Raw genomic sequence first — 16,041 nt, 5'->3', positions numbered from 1 at the left:
TTCGCCGGGGCGGCGGGGGGGCTCGCGGGGGGGCCGCCGGGGTGGGGTGAGGCCACGCTGGCCGTGGCGGCGCTGTGGGGGTGGGGGTGCGCCTCCTTGCCGTCGCGGGCGTGGCCGTCGGCCTGGGCTGCGCTCTCTCCTGTCGTCATCGCGCCCCCGAGATGGGCTGCGCCCCTCCCCTGCCGTCATCGCACCGCCGAACTGGGCTGCGCCCCTCCCCCGATGTCGCGGCACCGCCGACCCAGGGGGCGTGCCCCTCCCCCGTCGTCACGGCGCCGTCGGACCGGGCTGTACCCACAGGGGTGGGGTGGACAGTTGGCCGTCGGCCACAGCGAGAGGGGCGGCTGCCCACAGCGGGGGCATGTGGACAGCTACCCGCAGGGATGGCCGCCGGGCCGACGGCTGCGCGCAGCGACGAGCGGGGGCCGCCCGGGGCAACAGGCAACGGGTGGAGGGCTCACTGGGGCAGGGGCGGAGGGCGGAGGGCCGCACGAAGCACGGGCGGACGGCTGCGCGAGGCAACGGGCAGGGGGCAGAGGGCAGAGGGATGCACGGGGCACAGGCGGAGGGCTCTGCACGGGGCACGGGCAGACAGCTGCGCGAGGCAACGAGGCAACGAGGCAACGAGGCAACGAGGCAACGGTGACAGCTGTGCCGGGCTGGGCGAGTGGCAGGGGGCGGAGAGCCGCCCACCCGGCGCAGCGACGCCGGACCGGCCGTCGTGGCACCGGTGCGGACGGCTCGGGTGAGGGGCTGGCGGGGGTGGCCCATGTGCCGGCCCGAGGGGCGCTGTTCCGGTGAACGGGTGGGCGGGTGGGAGGGATCCGCCGCGAAGCGGCGGTGCAGGCAGGCGCCACCCCGGGGCCGACGCACCCCCGTCCCCCAAGCCCCGCGCAGCGGTCAGCGCCCAGCGCCCAGCGCCCCCCGCTCCGGCACGACGGAGCCCGTCGGAACGGCCCGCTGGCGCGCCGGCGTGCCCGTCCAGCACGTGCCACGCCGAGAGAGGAGACGGCGGAGCCAGATCTCGGTGGAGACGAGGTCGGCGAGGCCGTCCAGCGGGAGGGGTTCACCGTCGGCGGCGGCCCGCAGGGCCTTGCGGACGACGCGCGCCTCGACGAGCCCGGCCTGGGCGAGCAGGGGCGTGTCGAAGAGGTCGACGAGGTCGTGCACGGCGACCCGCAGACCCGTGCGGGCGGCGGCGGCCGCGGAGGCGTGCGAGGGCGCGCCCCAGCCGGGCGGGAGTTCGGCGACCCCGGCGCCTTCGAGCACGCTGCGCAGGATCGCGGCGCGCGCCCCGGGCCGCACCCGCAGGGACTCCGGCAGCGCCCGGCAGGCGCGTACGACCTGGTTGTCGAGGAACGGCGCGTGCAGCCGCTGGAAGCGGACCTCGGCGGCCTGCTCCAGGACGCGTAGGTCCGCCGCGTGCCGGAAGAGCGCCGCACGCGCGCGGAACTCACCGGGCCGCTGCCCCGGCCCGGGTCCAGGCCGCGTCACCGCCTCCTGGAGGCGAACCGATACTTCAGCGAGGGCCTCACCGGTGAGCCAGCGCGCGGCCGGCCCCGGTCTGGCCCAGGCCAGCGCGGCGAGCGAGGCGCCCACGGCCCCGCCGGGCTCCTCGAAGTGGCGGTGGAGCAGGCGGTCGGCGAGCGACTGCACACCCGCGCGGTGCGTCGTACGGGCGAGCTTGCGGGCGGCGCCGTACACGCGCGCGGGGACCATGACGGAGCCCTCGGCCTTGGCGAGGGCCGTCACGGGCCGCACCAGGTGCCGCCGCTTGCGGTCCATCAACAGGTCGGCCAGGCGCGCCGGATGGGCGTCGAGGACCTGCCGCGCGCCATAGCCGGTGAAGTGGTCGGCGCTGCCCGCGGCGAGCCGCGCGCGGTGGCGCTGGGCGGTGACGATGACGGCGCTGGGCTCGTCGGTGAGCGGCCCGTCCAGATCGGCGTACGGCAGGGCCTCCTCGCCCGCCGCGACGACGACGTGGTGCAGCCGGGGGTTGGCGGCGATGGCGCCCGCGCGCTCCAGTTCGGCCTCGCGGCCGCCGGACACGAGGTCGTTGAAGGTGACGGCGAGGAGGCGCTCACCGGCGCCGGTGCCGTGCCCGAGGACCGTGCCGGGCATCCCGGGGAGACCGGCGGCAAGGAGAGCGAGGGTTCCCGAAGCGGGCCCTCCGGAGAGGTCGGCTCCGATGCCGGGCACGGGCATGCCCCGCGCGGCCCGCCGCTCGGCGGGCCCCATGCCGGGCACGGGCCCGGGGTCGATGTCCGTGCCGGGTACGTGCCGGGGCGCGCGCAGACGCGCGCGTACCGCCTCGACGAGGGCGTCCCTGACCCCGCCCAGCGCACCCGCCTCGTCGGCCGCGGGCGCCGCGACGGCGAGCGAGGCGACGGGTTCGTACCCGGCGATCTCCCGTGCGCCCGCGCGGAGGATGAGGGCATGCCCGGGGGGCACGCGGCGCACGTCCTGGTACGGGGTGGAGTCCTGCAGCGCCTCCGGGACGTCGGGGGCCGCGAGCAGCGCCGCGAGGTGCCCGATGTCCAGGTTGGCCTCGACGAGGTCGGCGAGCGGCAGCGCGGCCGTGGCGTACGCCGTGCCGCCCGCCCAGGGGGTGAAGAACACGGGCCGCGCGCCCGCGAGGTCACCGGCGATCATCACGCGGCGGCCGACCTGGACGACGGCGGTGTAGCTGCCGGGCCAGGCCGTCAGGTGCCGCAGGGCGCCGCCGCGCGCGGCGAACAGGCTGACCCGCAGCTCCTCGTCGCTGGCGCCGCAGGTGCCGAGCACCGCGATCCGGGTGCGGTCGTCGGCCTTCACCGTGCGCACCTCGTCGGCGCGCCAGTCGCCGACCGCCCACAGCGGGTCCGGGTCGCCCCAGAGCAGCTGGGATCCCACGGGGTGCAGTGTCTCGCCGTCGGCACCGGTGGCACCCGCCGTGCCGACGGCGGCAGCGCCCCCATGGGGTCCAGTGGTGGTACTGCTCCACCCCACCAACCACCGCATCGCCGCCTCCACAGGCTGTGGACGGCCAGTGCGCCCAGGAACTGATCCGGCACGCATCCGGAACCGATCCGCGACTGGTCCGCCCGAGTACGGAAACCGGGGGCGGGGGGCCGAGGACGGCACCAGCGCGCCCGGGAACCGAGGGACCGGGGTCCCATGCTGCCACGAAGGAGGCGCGCGGGCGCGCCTGCGGAGGCGCTCACACCGGCGCGAACGCGCCCTGGGCGATCGGTCGTTGAGGCGGCAACGGCACCGACAAGGGGACGTGGGACGGCTTGGGCACACTTTCGTGGGGTCGATTTTCGGCCAATTCAGCCATGGCCGAACACGCTCGACCGCCCCTTGGCGCGCCGCGTCACCCACGCACAGCCCGGGAGGCGGTGTGCGCCTCCCGGACCGGTCCGCCGCCCGCGGGGATGGAGGCGGCGGTGTCCCCCAGCCCACTGACTCCAGCGCAGCGGGCCGACCCACGCACCAACCATGGAAGCGCTCCCCACATGGCCGGAGAAGAGCGCACACATGGGCGCACGGCCACACACCCGGAGCGCGCGGCGGCACCCCCGCACTCCCGTACGGACAACAATCTCGCCATACGGAACTGCGCCTCTTAACGCTTGGGATCCGTGGAACTACGCTGGGTGTGCTGATGTTTTCGCGGAGGCATATACCTGGGGGCTCGGCCAAGTGCTCTTGCGGCCGGGGATCGAGGCCGCGGCGCACGACACGCCGACGGGCCGGGCACCCAGTCGCTGTCCCCCGGGGGAACGCAGCACGAATGCCGTGCGGTCGAGCCACTGCCCGGCAGCCGTCTGTGTCGAGGGGTGGCCATGTCCAGGGAGCAACGCGGGCCGAATGAGAAGCTCGGCACCGTTCTCGCCCTCGCGGGAATCAGCAACGCGGGACTCGCCCGCAGAGTCAACGACCTCGGCGCGCAGCGCGGGTTGACGCTTCGTTACGACAAGACCTCGGTGGCCCGCTGGGTGTCCAAGGGCATGGTGCCGCAGGGCGCCGCCCCGCACCTCATCGCCGCCGCCATCGGGCAGAAGCTCGGCCGCCCCGTGCCCCTGCACGAAATCGGCCTCGCCGACGCGGACCCGGCCCCCGAGGTGGGCCTCGCCTTCCCGCGCGACGTGGGCGCCGCGGTGAAGTCGGCCACCGAGCTGTACCGCCTGGACCTGGCCGGACGCAGGACCGGCGGCGGCATCTGGCAGTCCCTGGCCGGCTCCTTCGCGGTCAGCGCGTACGCCACGCCCGCCTCCCGCTGGCTGATAACCCCGGCCGACAGCTCCGTCGCGCGTGACGCCTCGCACTCCTCGCTCGACGGGGCGCCCGACGCGGCCCACCAGGACGACGGCGGACCGCCGATGAAGGTCGGCCACAGCGACGTCCTGAAGCTGCGCGAGGCGGCCGAGGACGCGCGCCGCTGGGACTCCAAGTACGGCGGCGGGGACTGGCGTTCCTCCATGGTCCCCGAGTGCCTGCGCGTCGAGGCGGCGCCGCTGCTCCTCGGTTCGTACTCCGACGAGGTGGGACGCGCCCTCTTCGGAGCCAGCGCCGAACTCACCCGGCTCGCCGGGTGGATGGCCTTCGACACCGGCCAGCAGGAGGCCGCCCAGCGGTACTACATCCAGGCCCTGCGGCTCGCCCGCGCGGCCGCCGACGTGCCCCTGGGGGGATACGTCCTCGCGTCCATGTCCCTCCAGGCGACGTACCGGGGCTTCGGCGACGAGGGCGTGGACCTGGCGCAGGCCGCGCTCGAACGCAACAGGGGGCTCGCCACCGCGCGCACCATGAGCTTCTTCCGGCTCGTGGAGGCACGCGCGCACGCGCGCGCCAGCGACGCGCCCGCCGCCGGGGCCGCGCTGCGGGCCGCCGAGGGCTGGCTGGAGCGGGCCAGGGACGGCGACAACGACCCCTCCTGGCTCGGCTTCTACGGCTACGACCGCTTCGCCGCGGACGCCGCCGAGTGCTACCGCGACCTGAAGGCGCCCCGCCAGGTGCGCCGCTTCACCGAGCAGGCCCTGTCCCGGCCCACCGAGGAGTTCGTGCGCTCGCACGGATTACGGCTCGTGGTGTCGGCCGTCGCCGAGCTGGAGTCGGGCAACCTCGACGCCGCGTGCGAGCAGGGGGTGCGGGCCGTGGAGGTCGCCGGACGGATCTCGTCCGCGCGGACCACCGAGTACGTGAAGGACCTGCTGCACCGCCTGGAGCCGTACGGCGACGAGCCCCGGGTGGTGGAGCTGCGGGAGCGGGCGCGGCCACTGCTGGTCGCTCCCGCGTAGGCCGGGGCCCGCGGCAGGGTCGCCCGCCGCGGGCACGGGCGTGCCGCGGCTCTCCCCGATCGCAGGTTTGGCGGGGTTGTCAGTGGCGCAAGGCAGTATCGGGGGTGGGAGGTGAAGGGCGATGGGGCGAGGTGCTGTGGCGTACGACTGTGACGTGCTCGTGGTCGGGGGCGGGATCGTCGGGCTCGCGGCGGCGTATGCCCTGACCCGGGCGGCGCCCGGCACGCGGGTCACCGTCCTGGAGAAGGAGCGCGGCCCCGCCCGCCACCAGACGGGGCGCAACAGCGGCGTCATCCACAGCGGGATCTACTACCGCCCCGGCTCCCTCAAGGCGCGGTACGCCGTGCGGGGCGCCGCCGAGATGGTCAAGTTCTGCGCGGAGTACGGCATCGCGCACGAGGTCACCGGCAAGCTCATCGTCGCCACCGACCGCGCCGAGCTGCCCCGCCTGCACGCCCTCGTCCAGCGCGGCCGGGAGAACGGCATTCCGGTCCGCGAGCTGGGCCCCGCCCAGATCGCCGAGTACGAACCCTGCGTGGAGGGCCTCGCCGCCATCCACGTCGGCACCACCGGGATATGCGACTACGGAGCCGTCGCCGCCCAGCTCGCCCGCGCCTCCGGCGTCGAGGTGCGCTACGGCGCGGAGGTCGTGCGGATCGACCGGCGCGCCGACCTCGGCGTCGCCGTGCGCACCGCCGCCGGGGACGTCGTGCGCGGCAAGGTCCTCGTGAACTGCGCCGGGCTCCACTGCGACCGGATCGCCCGGCTCACCGGCGACGAGCCCGACATGCGCATCGTGCCCTTCCGGGGGGAGTACTTCACGCTGGCGCGGCCCGGGCTCGTGCGGGGCCTGGTGTATCCCGTGCCCGACCCCGCCTTCCCCTTCCTCGGTGTCCACCTCACGCGCGGCGTCGACGGCGGGGTGCACGTCGGGCCCAACGCGGTGCCCGCGCTCGCCCGCGAGGGGTACGGATGGTCGGTCGTGCGGCCCCGGGAGCTCGCCGGGACGCTTGCCTGGCCGGGGGCCTGGCGGATGGCCCGGGAGCACTGGCGGTACGGGGCCGGGGAGCTGCGGCGGTCGCTGTCCAAGGGGGCCTTCACCGACGCCGTGAGGCGGCTCCTTCCGGCTGTGCGGGCCGAGGATCTGCTGCCCGCCGCCGCCGGGGTGCGGGCGCAGGCCGTCCTGCGGGACGGGTCGCTCGCCGATGACTTCCTCATCCGGGAGGGGCCCCGTGCCGTTCACATCCTCAACGCGCCCTCGCCTGCGGCGACGGCGTCGTTGCCGATCGGGCGGGAGGTCGCGCGGCGGGTCCTTGCCGCGATGTGAGCGGTGCCCTCGCGGGGCGCCCCAGTCCCACCCCTTCCCGTAACTGGGGCTCCGCCCCAGACCCCGCTCCTCAAACGCCGGAGGGGCTGGATTTTCCAGCCCCTCCGGCGTTTGAGGACGAGGCGCGGAGCGCCGATACGGGGTCCGGGGCGGAGCCCCGGGTTCGGGAAGGGGCGGGCCTGGGGCGCCCCGCGAAGGCCGGACCCCCGGTAAAATCGCCCCACTGTGTCTGAGAACCCCCGCCCGAAGGGCACCCCCCGCTTTCCCGACGGACCCGCGCCCGACCCGACCGGGTCGAGGTTCGAGCGGCGGATCCGCAGCTTCACGCCGCGCCGCAGCCGCGTCACGACCGCCCAGGGCGACGCCCTGCGCAGGCTCTGGCCCCAGTGGGGTCTGGACATCGACGGCAAGGAAGTCCTGGACCTGGACGCACTGTTCGCGGCGGACGCCGAGGGCGGTGGGCACGCCGACGGGAGCACCCCCGTCGTCCTGGAGATCGGCTTCGGCATGGGCGAGGCCACCGCCCAGATGGCCGCCGCCGACCCCGGCACCCGCATCCTCGCCGTGGACGTGCACACCCCGGGCCAGGGCAACCTGCTCAATCTCGCGGAGCGCAACGGGCTGTCCAACGTCCGGGTGGCGAACGGCGACGCCGTGATCCTCCTGACGGAGATGCTCGCCCCGGAGTCCCTGGACGGCGTCCGCGTGTACTTCCCGGACCCATGGCCGAAGGCCCGGCACAACAAGCGCCGCCTGATCCAGCCGGAGTTCCTGAGCCTCCTCGCGCCCCGCCTCAAGCCGGGCGGCTTGCTGCACTGCGCGACGGACTGGGAACCGTACGCGGAGCACATGCTGGAGGTGCTGACCGCGCACCCGGACTTCGAGAACGTCCAGGAGGACGGCGGGTACGCGCCGCGGCCCGACTTCCGGCCGCAGACCCGCTTCGAGGGCCAGGGCCTGCGGAAGGGGCACGTCGTCCACGACCTGCTGTTCCGCCGCGCCGCCACCCTCGCGGAGCAGCCGCGGGAGATCCCGGTGGCACCGGTGGAACCGGCCGCCCCCGAGGACCGTCCCCGCTCCTGAGACCCTCGGCCCCCGAGGCACCATCGCGGTCCGCCACAACCCTCGTTACTGTCAAAGCCGTGGCCACCAGTCCCGCGTACCCGACGAACCCGGCGCCCGCCGGGCCCGCCGGAGTACCCGGATCCCGGCATCCGCACTGGTGGCAGCGGCGGGCGATCAGGGCGGCCGCGCCGGTCACGCTGCTTGCGCTCTCCGGTCTCGTGATCCTCGCGCTGGTGCGTCAGCAGACCGGCACCGAGGGGTTCCTGGTGGGCCTCGGCCTCGCCACGCTGCCGGTGCCGCTGCTCATCGCCGCGTTCCGGTGGCTGGACCGGGTGGCGCCGGGGCCGTGGCGGAATCTGCTGTTCGCCTTCGCCTGGGGCGCCTGCGCGGCGGCGCTGATAGCGATCGTCGCGAACAGTTTCGCGACCCGCTGGATAGCCACCGCGACCGCCGACCCGACGAGCGCCGACACGCTCGGCGCGACCGTCATCGCCCCGATCGTGGAGGAGACCGCGAAGGCGGCGGCCGTCCTCCTTGTCTTCCTCTTCCGCAGAGCGGACTTCACCGGTGTCGTCGACGGCTTCGTCATAGCGGGCGTCACCGCGACCGGTTTCGCCTTCACCGAGAACATCCTCTATCTGGGCAACGCCTTCGGCACCGACCAGCTCAGCGGCGAGACCGGCCTCGCGTCGGTGACGGCCGCGACGTTCTTCGTCCGGGTCGTGATGTCGCCGTTCGCGCATCCGCTGTTCACCGTGCTCACCGGCATCGGCTTCGGGATCGCCGCCCTCAGCGGCGAGCGGCACACGGTCCGGCGGATACTCCTGCCGATCGCCGGGCTGCTGCTCGCCATGGGCCTGCACGCCTTCTGGAACGGCTCGGCGAGCTTCGGCGAGTACGGCTTCTTCGTCGTGTACGCGACCTTCATGCTGCCCCTGTTCGGACTGCTCTGCTGGCTGGCCGTCTGGCTGCGCCAGCGCGAACTGCGCCTGGTGCGCGCCGAGCTGCCCGCCTATGTGGCGGCGGGCTGGCTGACCGCGGCCGAGCCGTACGCGCTCGGCTCGATGCCCGCGCGGAACCTCGCCCGCGACTACGCCACGCACCACCTGGGCAGACCGGGCGGGCGGACCGTCACCGCGTACGAGACGTACGCGACGTCGCTCGCGCTGCTTCGGCACCGGGCGGGCCGGGGCAGGGCCCGCGCCGACTTCGCCGTCCGGGAGCGGGAGCTGCTCGACGCGCTGTGGGAGCGCCGCGAGGTGGTGCGGCCCGCGCTCGCGTACGCGGCACGGGTGACGGCGCCGGTCGTGGTGCCGCTGCCGTACACGGCGTACGGCCCGCCGCACATGCCGTACTCCGCGTACGGCACCCGCGCCGCACCCCCCGCCCCGTACGGATCACCGGGCCCCGCCTACCCCTCGTACAACCCCTACCGCACCTGACGCACGGACCGCCGCGCGCCCGGTCCGCTCACGCCGACGCGGCGGTGAGGCGGGCCACCTCGTCCTGGGTCAGGTCGAGGTCGGCCACCTCCAGCAGCGCCGGAAGCTGCTCGGCCGTGCGCGCGGAGGCGAGCGGCGCCGCCACCGTCGGCTGGGCGGCGAGCCAGGCGAGGGCGACCGTCGCGTGCTGGGCGCCGCGCTCCTCGGCTATCGCGTCGAGGGCGGCGAGGACGCGCTGGCCGCGCTCGGTCTCCAGGTGGGCGCCCGCGCTGCCGGCCCGCGCGCTGTCGACCTCGGCGCCGGGGCGGTACTTGCCGGTCAGGAAGCCGGACGCGAGGGAGTAGTACGGGATGGCCGCGAGGCCCGAGCGGGACGCGACCTCCTGGAGCGGGCCCTCGTAGGTGTCGCGGGAGACCAGGTTGTAGTGCGGCTGCAGCGCGACGTACCGCACCAGGCCCTCGCGGTCGGAGAAGTCCAGGGACTCCTGGAGGCGTTCGGCGCTGATGTTGGACGCGGCGATCGCCCGGACCTTGCCGGAGCGCACCAGCTCGTCGAGGGCGGTGACGAACTCCTCGACCGGCACGGACGGGTCGTCGTAGTGCGTGTAGTACAGGTCGATGTAGTCGGTGCCGAGGCGGCGCAGCGACTCCTCGACGCCGGACTTGATGGTGTTCGCCGCGAGGCCCTTGTAGTCGGGGTGGGCGCCGACCTTGGTGGCGATGACGACGTCGGAGCGGTTGCCGCGCGCGGCGAGCCAGCGGCCGAGCACGGTCTCGGACTCGCCGCCCTTGTTGCCGGGCGCCCAGGCCGAGTACACGTCGGCGGTGTCGACGAAGTTGCCGCCCGCGGCCGTGTAGGCGTCGAGTACGGCGAAGGACTGGGTCTCGTCCGCGGTCCAGCCGAAGACGTTGCCGCCGAGGGCGAGGGGGAATACTTCGAGGTCGGAGGAGCCCAGCGGGCGGAGTGTGGTCATAACGGGCTCAACATCCGCACCGGGGAACGAATTCCGTGTGTGGCCCACGGAAATCCCCGCCCCCCTCCCCGGTGTGGCTCCGCCGTCACGGATCCCAACCGGCGGCCCTGGCGTCGGGGGGTCGTCGCCAGGACCGCCGGAGCCGGTGGGGTGTTACGGGTTGAGGCCCTTGCCCTGCAGCCAGGCCAGCGGGTCGATGTTGGCGCCGCCGCTGGTGTGGACCTCCATGTGGAGGTGCGGTCCGGTGACGTTGCCGGTCGCTCCGACGCGGCCGATGACGTCGCCCGTGGTGACCTTCTGGCCGACGCTGACGCTCATCGAGGACTGGTGGCAGTACCAGATCTCGGTGCCGTCCTCCAGCTCCAGGACCGTGCGGTAGCCGTACGACCCCGACCAGCCCGCCGACTTGATGGTGCCGGTGTGCACGGCCTTGAGGGGCGTGCCGGTGGGGGCGGCGAAGTCCAGGCCGGTGTGCTGGCCGGAGGACCACATGGAGCCGGAGTCGCCGAAGTGCGAGGTGAGGGTGTACGAGGAGGTGGGCAGCGAGAACGCCTTGGCGAGCTTGGCGAGGCGCGCCGCCTCGGCCTTCTTGCGCGCGGCCTCCGCCTTCTTGCGCTTCTCCTCGGCGGCCTTGGCCTTCGCGGCCGCCTCCGCCTTGTCCTGCTGGGCCTTGGCCTGCTCGGCGGCCTTCTTCACGGCGGCGTCCTCGGCGGCGAGGCGCTGGGCGTCCTCCGCCTGGTGCTGCTGGTTCTCGGCCTGCTGCATGATGCGGGCGCGCAGGGCCTCGCCCGCGCCGGTGGTGCCGCGCTCGGCGTCGGCGGTGGTGACGCCCGCGGAGCTGAGCGGCGCGGCGGCCGCGACGGTGGAGGTGTCGGCACCGCCGTCGGAGTCGTCGGATATCAGGGAGCCCACGCCCGGCAGGGACTTGGCCTCCGGGAGCTGGTCGGTGACCGCCGACATGTCCGGCATGGCGATGGAGACCGGCGGCTTGCCGCCCTGCGCGGTGGCGATGCCGCCCGCGCCCACGGCCGCGATGACGCCGACGCCGAGGACGGTGGAGCTGCGCGCGAGTCCGCCGCCGCCCTTCTTGTGGACCCGGTGCCTGCCGCGCACGGGGCGGATGGACTCCGCGGTGGGGTTCCACTCCTCCCACGGCTCCTGGGGGGCGTACCCGCCGAACCCCGTGGATCTGTCGGGACCTTCCGGTCCTTCTTCGGAGTCGTCGTTCGGTACGTAGAGCGCTTCGGGGGCAGGCCGGTTGGACGCCACGGGGGCGCACTCCTTTCCTTCCTTCTCGCCTACCGGGTTAGCTGACGGGTTCGGAGCAGGAAGGTCTCCTACGGGCGTGCCGCTTGCCCGATTCACCCCAATGTGGTGGTTCCCCGGCTCCCTTGCGGGATTAGGCGCGTGCGCACGGAGCCGACTGGAGTGCCGACTGGGACGACCGCGCTGCGTTATCGAACGTTAATAGACAGCGGTGCCGTATTCCAAGCTGTTCCGTCTGATCGTTAACGCTTACGCTACGAACACAAGGGACATCAGCGGCTGGAGTAGGGCGAGTTGAGCGGAGGCCATGACGCACCGCAGCGTTCTGGATCTCCACGACGTGCTGACATCGCGTCAATCAGGCTGCGGAGGGGTGCTCTTCAGTCACCGACCGTCACCGGGCGGCGTACGGCGAGCATCGCCAGGTCGTCCGTGGCGGCGCCCCCGGTGTGCCGGCGGACCTCGTCGACGAGGGTCGCGAGGAGCGAGTCGGGGCCCGCGGGGCCGGGGAAGATCCGGCCGCCGAGCCGGGTGGCGGGGACGTAGAACCGGCCGTCCTCGTCCCGGGCCTCGGAGAGCCCGTCGGTGTAGAGCAGCAGCGTGGCCCCCGGCGGGAACGGGCTCTGGTCCGCGCGGTCCGGCCAGGCGCCGAGGTCGCCCATGCCGAGCGGCAGCGCGGGCTCGGACGGCGAGAGCACGCACAGCCGCCCGTCGGCGCGCAGCATCAGCGGTTCGGGGTGGCCGCGGTTGATGATCCGTACGGTGCCCTCGTCGCCGCGCGGGATCTCCACGAGGACCGCCGTGGTGAACCCCTCGAAGGCGTCGAGCCCGTCGCGCCGCGTGCCCTCCCGCGCGAGGGCGCGCTCCAGGCGCTGCGCCACCGCCTCCAGCGTGGCCTCCTGCTCGGCGGCCTCCCGGAAGGCCCCGATGACGACGGCGACGGCGGCCACCGCGCCCATCCCCTTGCCCCGTACGTCACCGACGACGAGCCGCACCCCGTGCGGGGTGTCCTGCACGGCGTACAGGTCACCGCCGATGAACGCGTCGGCCTCCGCCGCCTCGTACCGCGCGGCGATGTCCAGGCCGCCGATCCGCGGGTCGGGCTGCGGCAGGACCGCGCGCTGGGCGGCCTCGGCGATGGAGCGGGCGGAGGCGAGGCGGGCGTCGCCGCGGCGGACGACCCGGTTGATGACGACGGCCAGGATGCCGACGGTCAGCATGGTCAGGAACTCGGTGACGACCTGTACGTCGGCGCGGTTGCCCTGCTGGCTCACGCGCAGGGCGAGTACGGCGAGGCAGGACACGGCGGCGGCCGCCACGGTGGTCCGCAGCCGGAAGAACGGGGCGGTGATCAGGGGAGCGGCGGCGAACAGCGGGGACGCGGTGAACTGGGGCGGCGTGAGCAATTCGAAGCAGACCCCGGCGACGAGGAGGAGCGGGGGCAGCGCGCGGACGAGGGCCCGCTCACCGGGCCTGCCACCCCCGGGCTCCTCACCCCCACCCCCCGGGCCGCCCCGCGCACCATCAGGCCCCCCACCACGCACAGCAACCACCACCACTCCACTCCACCGCATCAGCGCCGCGTCGGCCCATCCAGGCTTCCCGCAGCGGGGGCCCGGGGCGACCTGATGTGGGCCGAGTGGGTGAGCCGTGTGGTGGGGCGGGGACGCGCCCGGAGGCGTGGGGCCGAGTGGGACCGGCACCGCACGCCCCGGGCGCGCGAGGGTCAGGCCGCGTCACCCCCGAGCACCGGCACCGGCGCCGCGAGCCGACCGGACCTGCCCAGCGAGCGCAGCGCCAGCGCGCAGCCGCCGCCGAGCGCGGCGAGCGCGAGCCACGGCACCGCGGGCAGCCCCCGGTCCTCCGCCACGTCGAGCAGCGCGCCCATCGCGAGGTTCCCCGCGGTGATGCCGACGCCGCAGACCGTGTTGTAGAGGCCGTAGTGCGTGGCCACCCACCTCTCCCCCGCGAGCGAGACGACGGTGTCCATCTCGAAGGGGTAGAGCACGGCGTTCGCGGCCGCCAGCGCCGCCGCGCACAGCAGCAGCGCCGTGACGCCCGCGTACCCGGGTCCGCCCAGGGCAGGCGGCAGGAACGCGGCGCCCATCAGGGCGAGCCCGGCGACCAGACACTGCTCCCGCGTCCAGGTGCGCTTGCACCAGTCGGTGATCCGCAGCTGCCCGACGAGCGCGACGAGCCCCGACACCACGAACAGCGCACTGGTCGCGACCGTCGTCGCCGTGCCCCCGCCGAGCAGCCGCTCCACTTCGAGGGGCAGCGCGAGGTACACCTGGAACGACAGGACGTACGAGCCGGTCATGGCGAGCGAGAACAGCCAGAACGGCCGGTTGCCGAACACGGCCCGCCACTGCCCCTGGGCCGCGTCCGGGCCGTCCCCGGCCGCCGCCTCCCCCTTGCGCACCGGCAGGCGCAGCACCTGCACCACCGAGAGAAGGGCGAAGAGCACCGCCGCCACCGCGCACGTGAGCTTGAAGTCCACGCCGGTCAGGGCGAGTCCGACGAGCGGGCCGACCAGGATGCCGGTCTGGTAGAAGACGTTGAACAGCGCGAACGCCTCCACGCGGCGCTCCGGCGTGCCCGCCTCGGCGGCGACGTACGCGCGTACCGCCGGATTGAACAGCGCCCCCGCGAGCCCGGTCGCCGCCGACGCCGCGATGAGCACCGGCAGCGTCTGCGCGAACGCGAGCGCCGCGAAGCCGCCGGTGCGCAGGGCACACCCGGCGACGATCATCGGCTTGTACCCGAGCCGGTCGGCGAGCGCGCCGCCGACCAGGAACATCCCCTGCTGGGAGAGGTTCCGCACGCCGAGCACCAGGCCCACCGCCCAGGCAGCGAGCCCGAGTTCGCCGGAGAGGTGGGCCGCTAGGTACGGCATCAGCATGTAGAAGCCGAGGTTGATGCTGAACTGGTTGACGAAGAGGAGCTGCACGGCGGGCTCGAAGGTGCGCGCGCGGGCCCAGACCTGGGTCACTGGACGACGCCTTCGCCCGGCACGGCGACGGGGTGGCCGTGGGCGCCGACGGGTTCGCCGGGGAGCCCCGACGCGCCGACGGGCTCGCCGGGAAGACCGGGACCACCGCCACCGCCGGACAGACTCACCGCACCCCGCGCCTCACCGCCGCGCACCTCACCGCGCACGTCCCACCGCGGAGCCGTCGCGCACCGCCCGGCCCGCCACCTGCTCCACGCCACCACCCCGTCGCCTGGGCCCGGCACCTCCACGGGCTCGTCCGGGATCGTGCCGGGGCGGCCGAGCAGCCCGTTCGCGTCGCAGTACTCGTCGTTGAACACCGTGTCGAAGTACCGCTGCGGCCCGTCCGGGAACACCGCCGCGATCCGCGTCCCGCGCGGCCGCGTACGGGCGAGCCACGCCGAGACGAGCGCCACCGCGCCCACGCTCCAGCCGCCCGAGGCGAACTGCCGCCCGGCGAGCCGCCGCGCGCTGCGCACGGCCTCGGCGGGGCCCACCCAGTGGACCTCGTCGAAGGCGGCGTGGTCGACGTTGCGCGGGTGGATCGACGAGCCGAGCCCGCGCATCAGGCGGGGCCCGGCGGTGAGCCCGAAGATGGTGGACGCGACGCTGTCCACGCCGACGAGTTCGAGGCCGGGCAGGGCGTGCGCGCGCAGGGTCCGGGCGATCCCGGCGGAGTGCCCGCCGGTGCCGACGGCGCACACCAGGACGTCGAACTGGCCGATCTGCCGGACGAGTTCGTCGGCGAGGGGCCGGTACGCGGCCTGGTTCTCGGGGTTGTGGTACTGGTTCGGGCACCAGGCGCCGGTGAACTCCGGCCGCTCCATCAGCGCGGCGACCCGCTCGACCCGGGCCTGCTGCCAGCCGCCCACGGGCCCGGGTTCGCGGACGAGGTGGACGCGGGCGCCGTGCGCGGTCAGCATCCGCTCGACGATGGGTTCGAGGCCGGGGTCGGTGACGATGTGCACGGGGTGGCCGTAGTGCACGCCCGCGAGGGCGAGGCCGAGGCCGAGGGTGCCGGACGTGGACTCGACGATGGGCGCGCCGGGCCGCAAATCGCCGCGGGCGCGGGCCCGTTCGACCATGTGCAGGGCGGCCCGGTCCTTGATGCCTCCGAAGTTGAAGCCTTCGAGCTTGGCCCAGTAGCCGCGGCCGCCGTCGGGCGAGGGTTCGTCGATCCAGAGCACGGGTGTGTTGCCCACGGCGGCCGCCGCGGGCTGAAGGTTGCCGATCATGCGGGGGTGTCCTTCGGTGCTTCGGTACGTGGATGGGGGGTGGCGTGGGAGTCCGCGCGGGAACTCCGGGGCACCCTCAGTTCCGGTCCACTCCGATGGCGACGAGGAGCCGCTGGCCCGCCTTGGCGCAACAGGGCCCGGCGCGGGGCGGCGCGCACCGGACGAGACGGGCCGCCGTGTCCGCCGCGGGGACGCCCCCGAGGGCGCCCTTGCCGGTCTTGCCGCCCTTGCCGCCCGCCCCGTCCTGCCGCTCCCGGTCGGCGGGCTGCGCCGCGAGCGCCGCGGGGTGCGCCGACCCGGCGTGCTCGCCGTGGCCGGGGCCGGGGCAGACGTGGTGGACGGGCGGGGCCGCGGTGACCGCGGTCGCGGCGGTGAGCCCGTGCGGCCCGTGGCACACACCGGCGAACAGCGCACAGGCGGTGAGCAGCACCACCGAGAGCACGTAGCGCACCCGACTCA

The 16,041-nt window shown here is 74.7% G+C and carries 11 protein-coding genes and 1 riboswitch; of the genes, 4 read left to right on the top strand and 7 right to left on the bottom strand.

Annotation, left to right across the window (positions count from 1 at the left end):
• Positions 1 to 900: 900 nt before the first annotated feature.
• On the bottom strand, positions 901 to 3,000 hold the full coding sequence (locus tag ACZ6AA_RS37745; RefSeq protein ID WP_468453535.1) for an asparagine synthase-related protein: 2,100 nt from the start codon (positions 2,998 to 3,000) through the stop codon (positions 901 to 903).
• 827 nt (positions 3,001 to 3,827) lie between these two features.
• Here ACZ6AA_RS37745 and ACZ6AA_RS37740 point away from each other — a divergent pair.
• The 4 genes from ACZ6AA_RS37740 (at position 3,828) to ACZ6AA_RS37725 (ending at position 9,116) form a co-directional block, all read left to right on the top strand.
• Positions 3,828 to 5,282 (top strand): MFS transporter, encoded by a 1,455-nt coding sequence (locus tag ACZ6AA_RS37740; RefSeq protein ID WP_468483512.1) that lies wholly within the window; start codon positions 3,828 to 3,830, stop codon positions 5,280 to 5,282.
• A 121-nt stretch (positions 5,283 to 5,403) separates the two neighbouring features.
• The gene (gene lhgO, locus ACZ6AA_RS37735) at positions 5,404 to 6,609 is read left to right on the top strand and encodes an L-2-hydroxyglutarate oxidase (protein WP_468483511.1); all 1,206 of its coding nucleotides are present in this window, start codon (positions 5,404 to 5,406) and stop codon (positions 6,607 to 6,609) included.
• 225 nt (positions 6,610 to 6,834) lie between these two features.
• The gene (trmB, locus tag ACZ6AA_RS37730; protein WP_471462971.1) at positions 6,835 to 7,692 is read left to right on the top strand and encodes a tRNA (guanosine(46)-N7)-methyltransferase TrmB; all 858 of its coding nucleotides are present in this window, start codon (positions 6,835 to 6,837) and stop codon (positions 7,690 to 7,692) included.
• 59 nt (positions 7,693 to 7,751) lie between these two features.
• Positions 7,752 to 9,116: a PrsW family intramembrane metalloprotease gene (locus ACZ6AA_RS37725; RefSeq protein WP_468453542.1), complete on the top strand. Its 1,365-nt coding sequence runs from the start codon at positions 7,752 to 7,754 to the stop codon at positions 9,114 to 9,116.
• A gap of 28 nt (positions 9,117 to 9,144) precedes the next feature.
• Here the strand turns inward: ACZ6AA_RS37725 and ACZ6AA_RS37720 are convergent, their stop codons facing one another.
• The 6 genes from ACZ6AA_RS37720 to ACZ6AA_RS37695 form a co-directional block, all read right to left on the bottom strand.
• Positions 9,145 to 10,089 (bottom strand): aldo/keto reductase, encoded by a 945-nt coding sequence (locus ACZ6AA_RS37720; RefSeq protein WP_468453543.1) that lies wholly within the window; start codon positions 10,087 to 10,089, stop codon positions 9,145 to 9,147.
• A gap of 153 nt (positions 10,090 to 10,242) precedes the next feature.
• Positions 10,243 to 11,358 carry a M23 family metallopeptidase gene (locus ACZ6AA_RS37715; protein ID WP_468453545.1) on the bottom strand — a complete coding sequence of 372 codons (1,116 nt, stop codon included), beginning with the start codon at positions 11,356 to 11,358 and terminating at the stop codon, positions 10,243 to 10,245.
• Between the two features lie 11 nt (positions 11,359 to 11,369).
• Positions 11,370 to 11,505, bottom strand: a riboswitch (cyclic di-AMP (ydaO/yuaA leader).
• A gap of 230 nt (positions 11,506 to 11,735) precedes the next feature.
• The gene (locus ACZ6AA_RS37710; protein WP_468454271.1) at positions 11,736 to 12,899 is read right to left on the bottom strand and encodes a PP2C family protein-serine/threonine phosphatase; all 1,164 of its coding nucleotides are present in this window, start codon (positions 12,897 to 12,899) and stop codon (positions 11,736 to 11,738) included.
• 182 nt (positions 12,900 to 13,081) lie between these two features.
• Entirely contained in the window at positions 13,082 to 14,347 is a 1,266-nt protein-coding gene (locus ACZ6AA_RS37705; protein WP_468453547.1) for an MFS transporter, read from the bottom strand.
• Positions 14,344 to 15,582 (bottom strand): PLP-dependent cysteine synthase family protein, encoded by a 1,239-nt coding sequence (locus tag ACZ6AA_RS37700; protein ID WP_471462969.1) that lies wholly within the window; start codon positions 15,580 to 15,582, stop codon positions 14,344 to 14,346. Before ACZ6AA_RS37700 ends, ACZ6AA_RS37705 begins: the two co-directional genes overlap by 4 nt.
• Positions 15,583 to 15,658: 76 nt before the next feature.
• Positions 15,659 to 16,033, bottom strand: a complete 375-nt coding sequence (locus tag ACZ6AA_RS37695; protein ID WP_468453550.1) for a hypothetical protein — start codon at positions 16,031 to 16,033, stop codon at positions 15,659 to 15,661.
• Positions 16,034 to 16,041 lie beyond the last annotated feature (8 nt).

It is taken from the genome of Streptomyces sp. NPDC040610, assembly GCF_055594065.1.
Note: the sequence above shows the minus strand (reverse complement) of the source record. Positions and strands in the feature narration are given on the sequence as shown.

Coding starts and splice junctions, on each gene's coding strand:
- ACZ6AA_RS37745 (WP_468453535.1), bottom strand. CDS start 3,000: ATGCGGTGGTTGGTGGGGTGGAGCAGTACCACCACTGGACCCCATGGG.
- ACZ6AA_RS37720 (WP_468453543.1), bottom strand. CDS start 10,089: ATGACCACACTCCGCCCGCTGGGCTCCTCCGACCTCGAAGTATTCCCC.
- ACZ6AA_RS37740 (WP_468483512.1), top strand. CDS start 3,828: ATGTCCAGGGAGCAACGCGGGCCGAATGAGAAGCTCGGCACCGTTCTC.
- lhgO (WP_468483511.1), top strand. CDS start 5,404: ATGGGGCGAGGTGCTGTGGCGTACGACTGTGACGTGCTCGTGGTCGGG.
- ACZ6AA_RS37700 (WP_471462969.1), bottom strand. CDS start 15,582: ATGATCGGCAACCTTCAGCCCGCGGCGGCCGCCGTGGGCAACACACCC.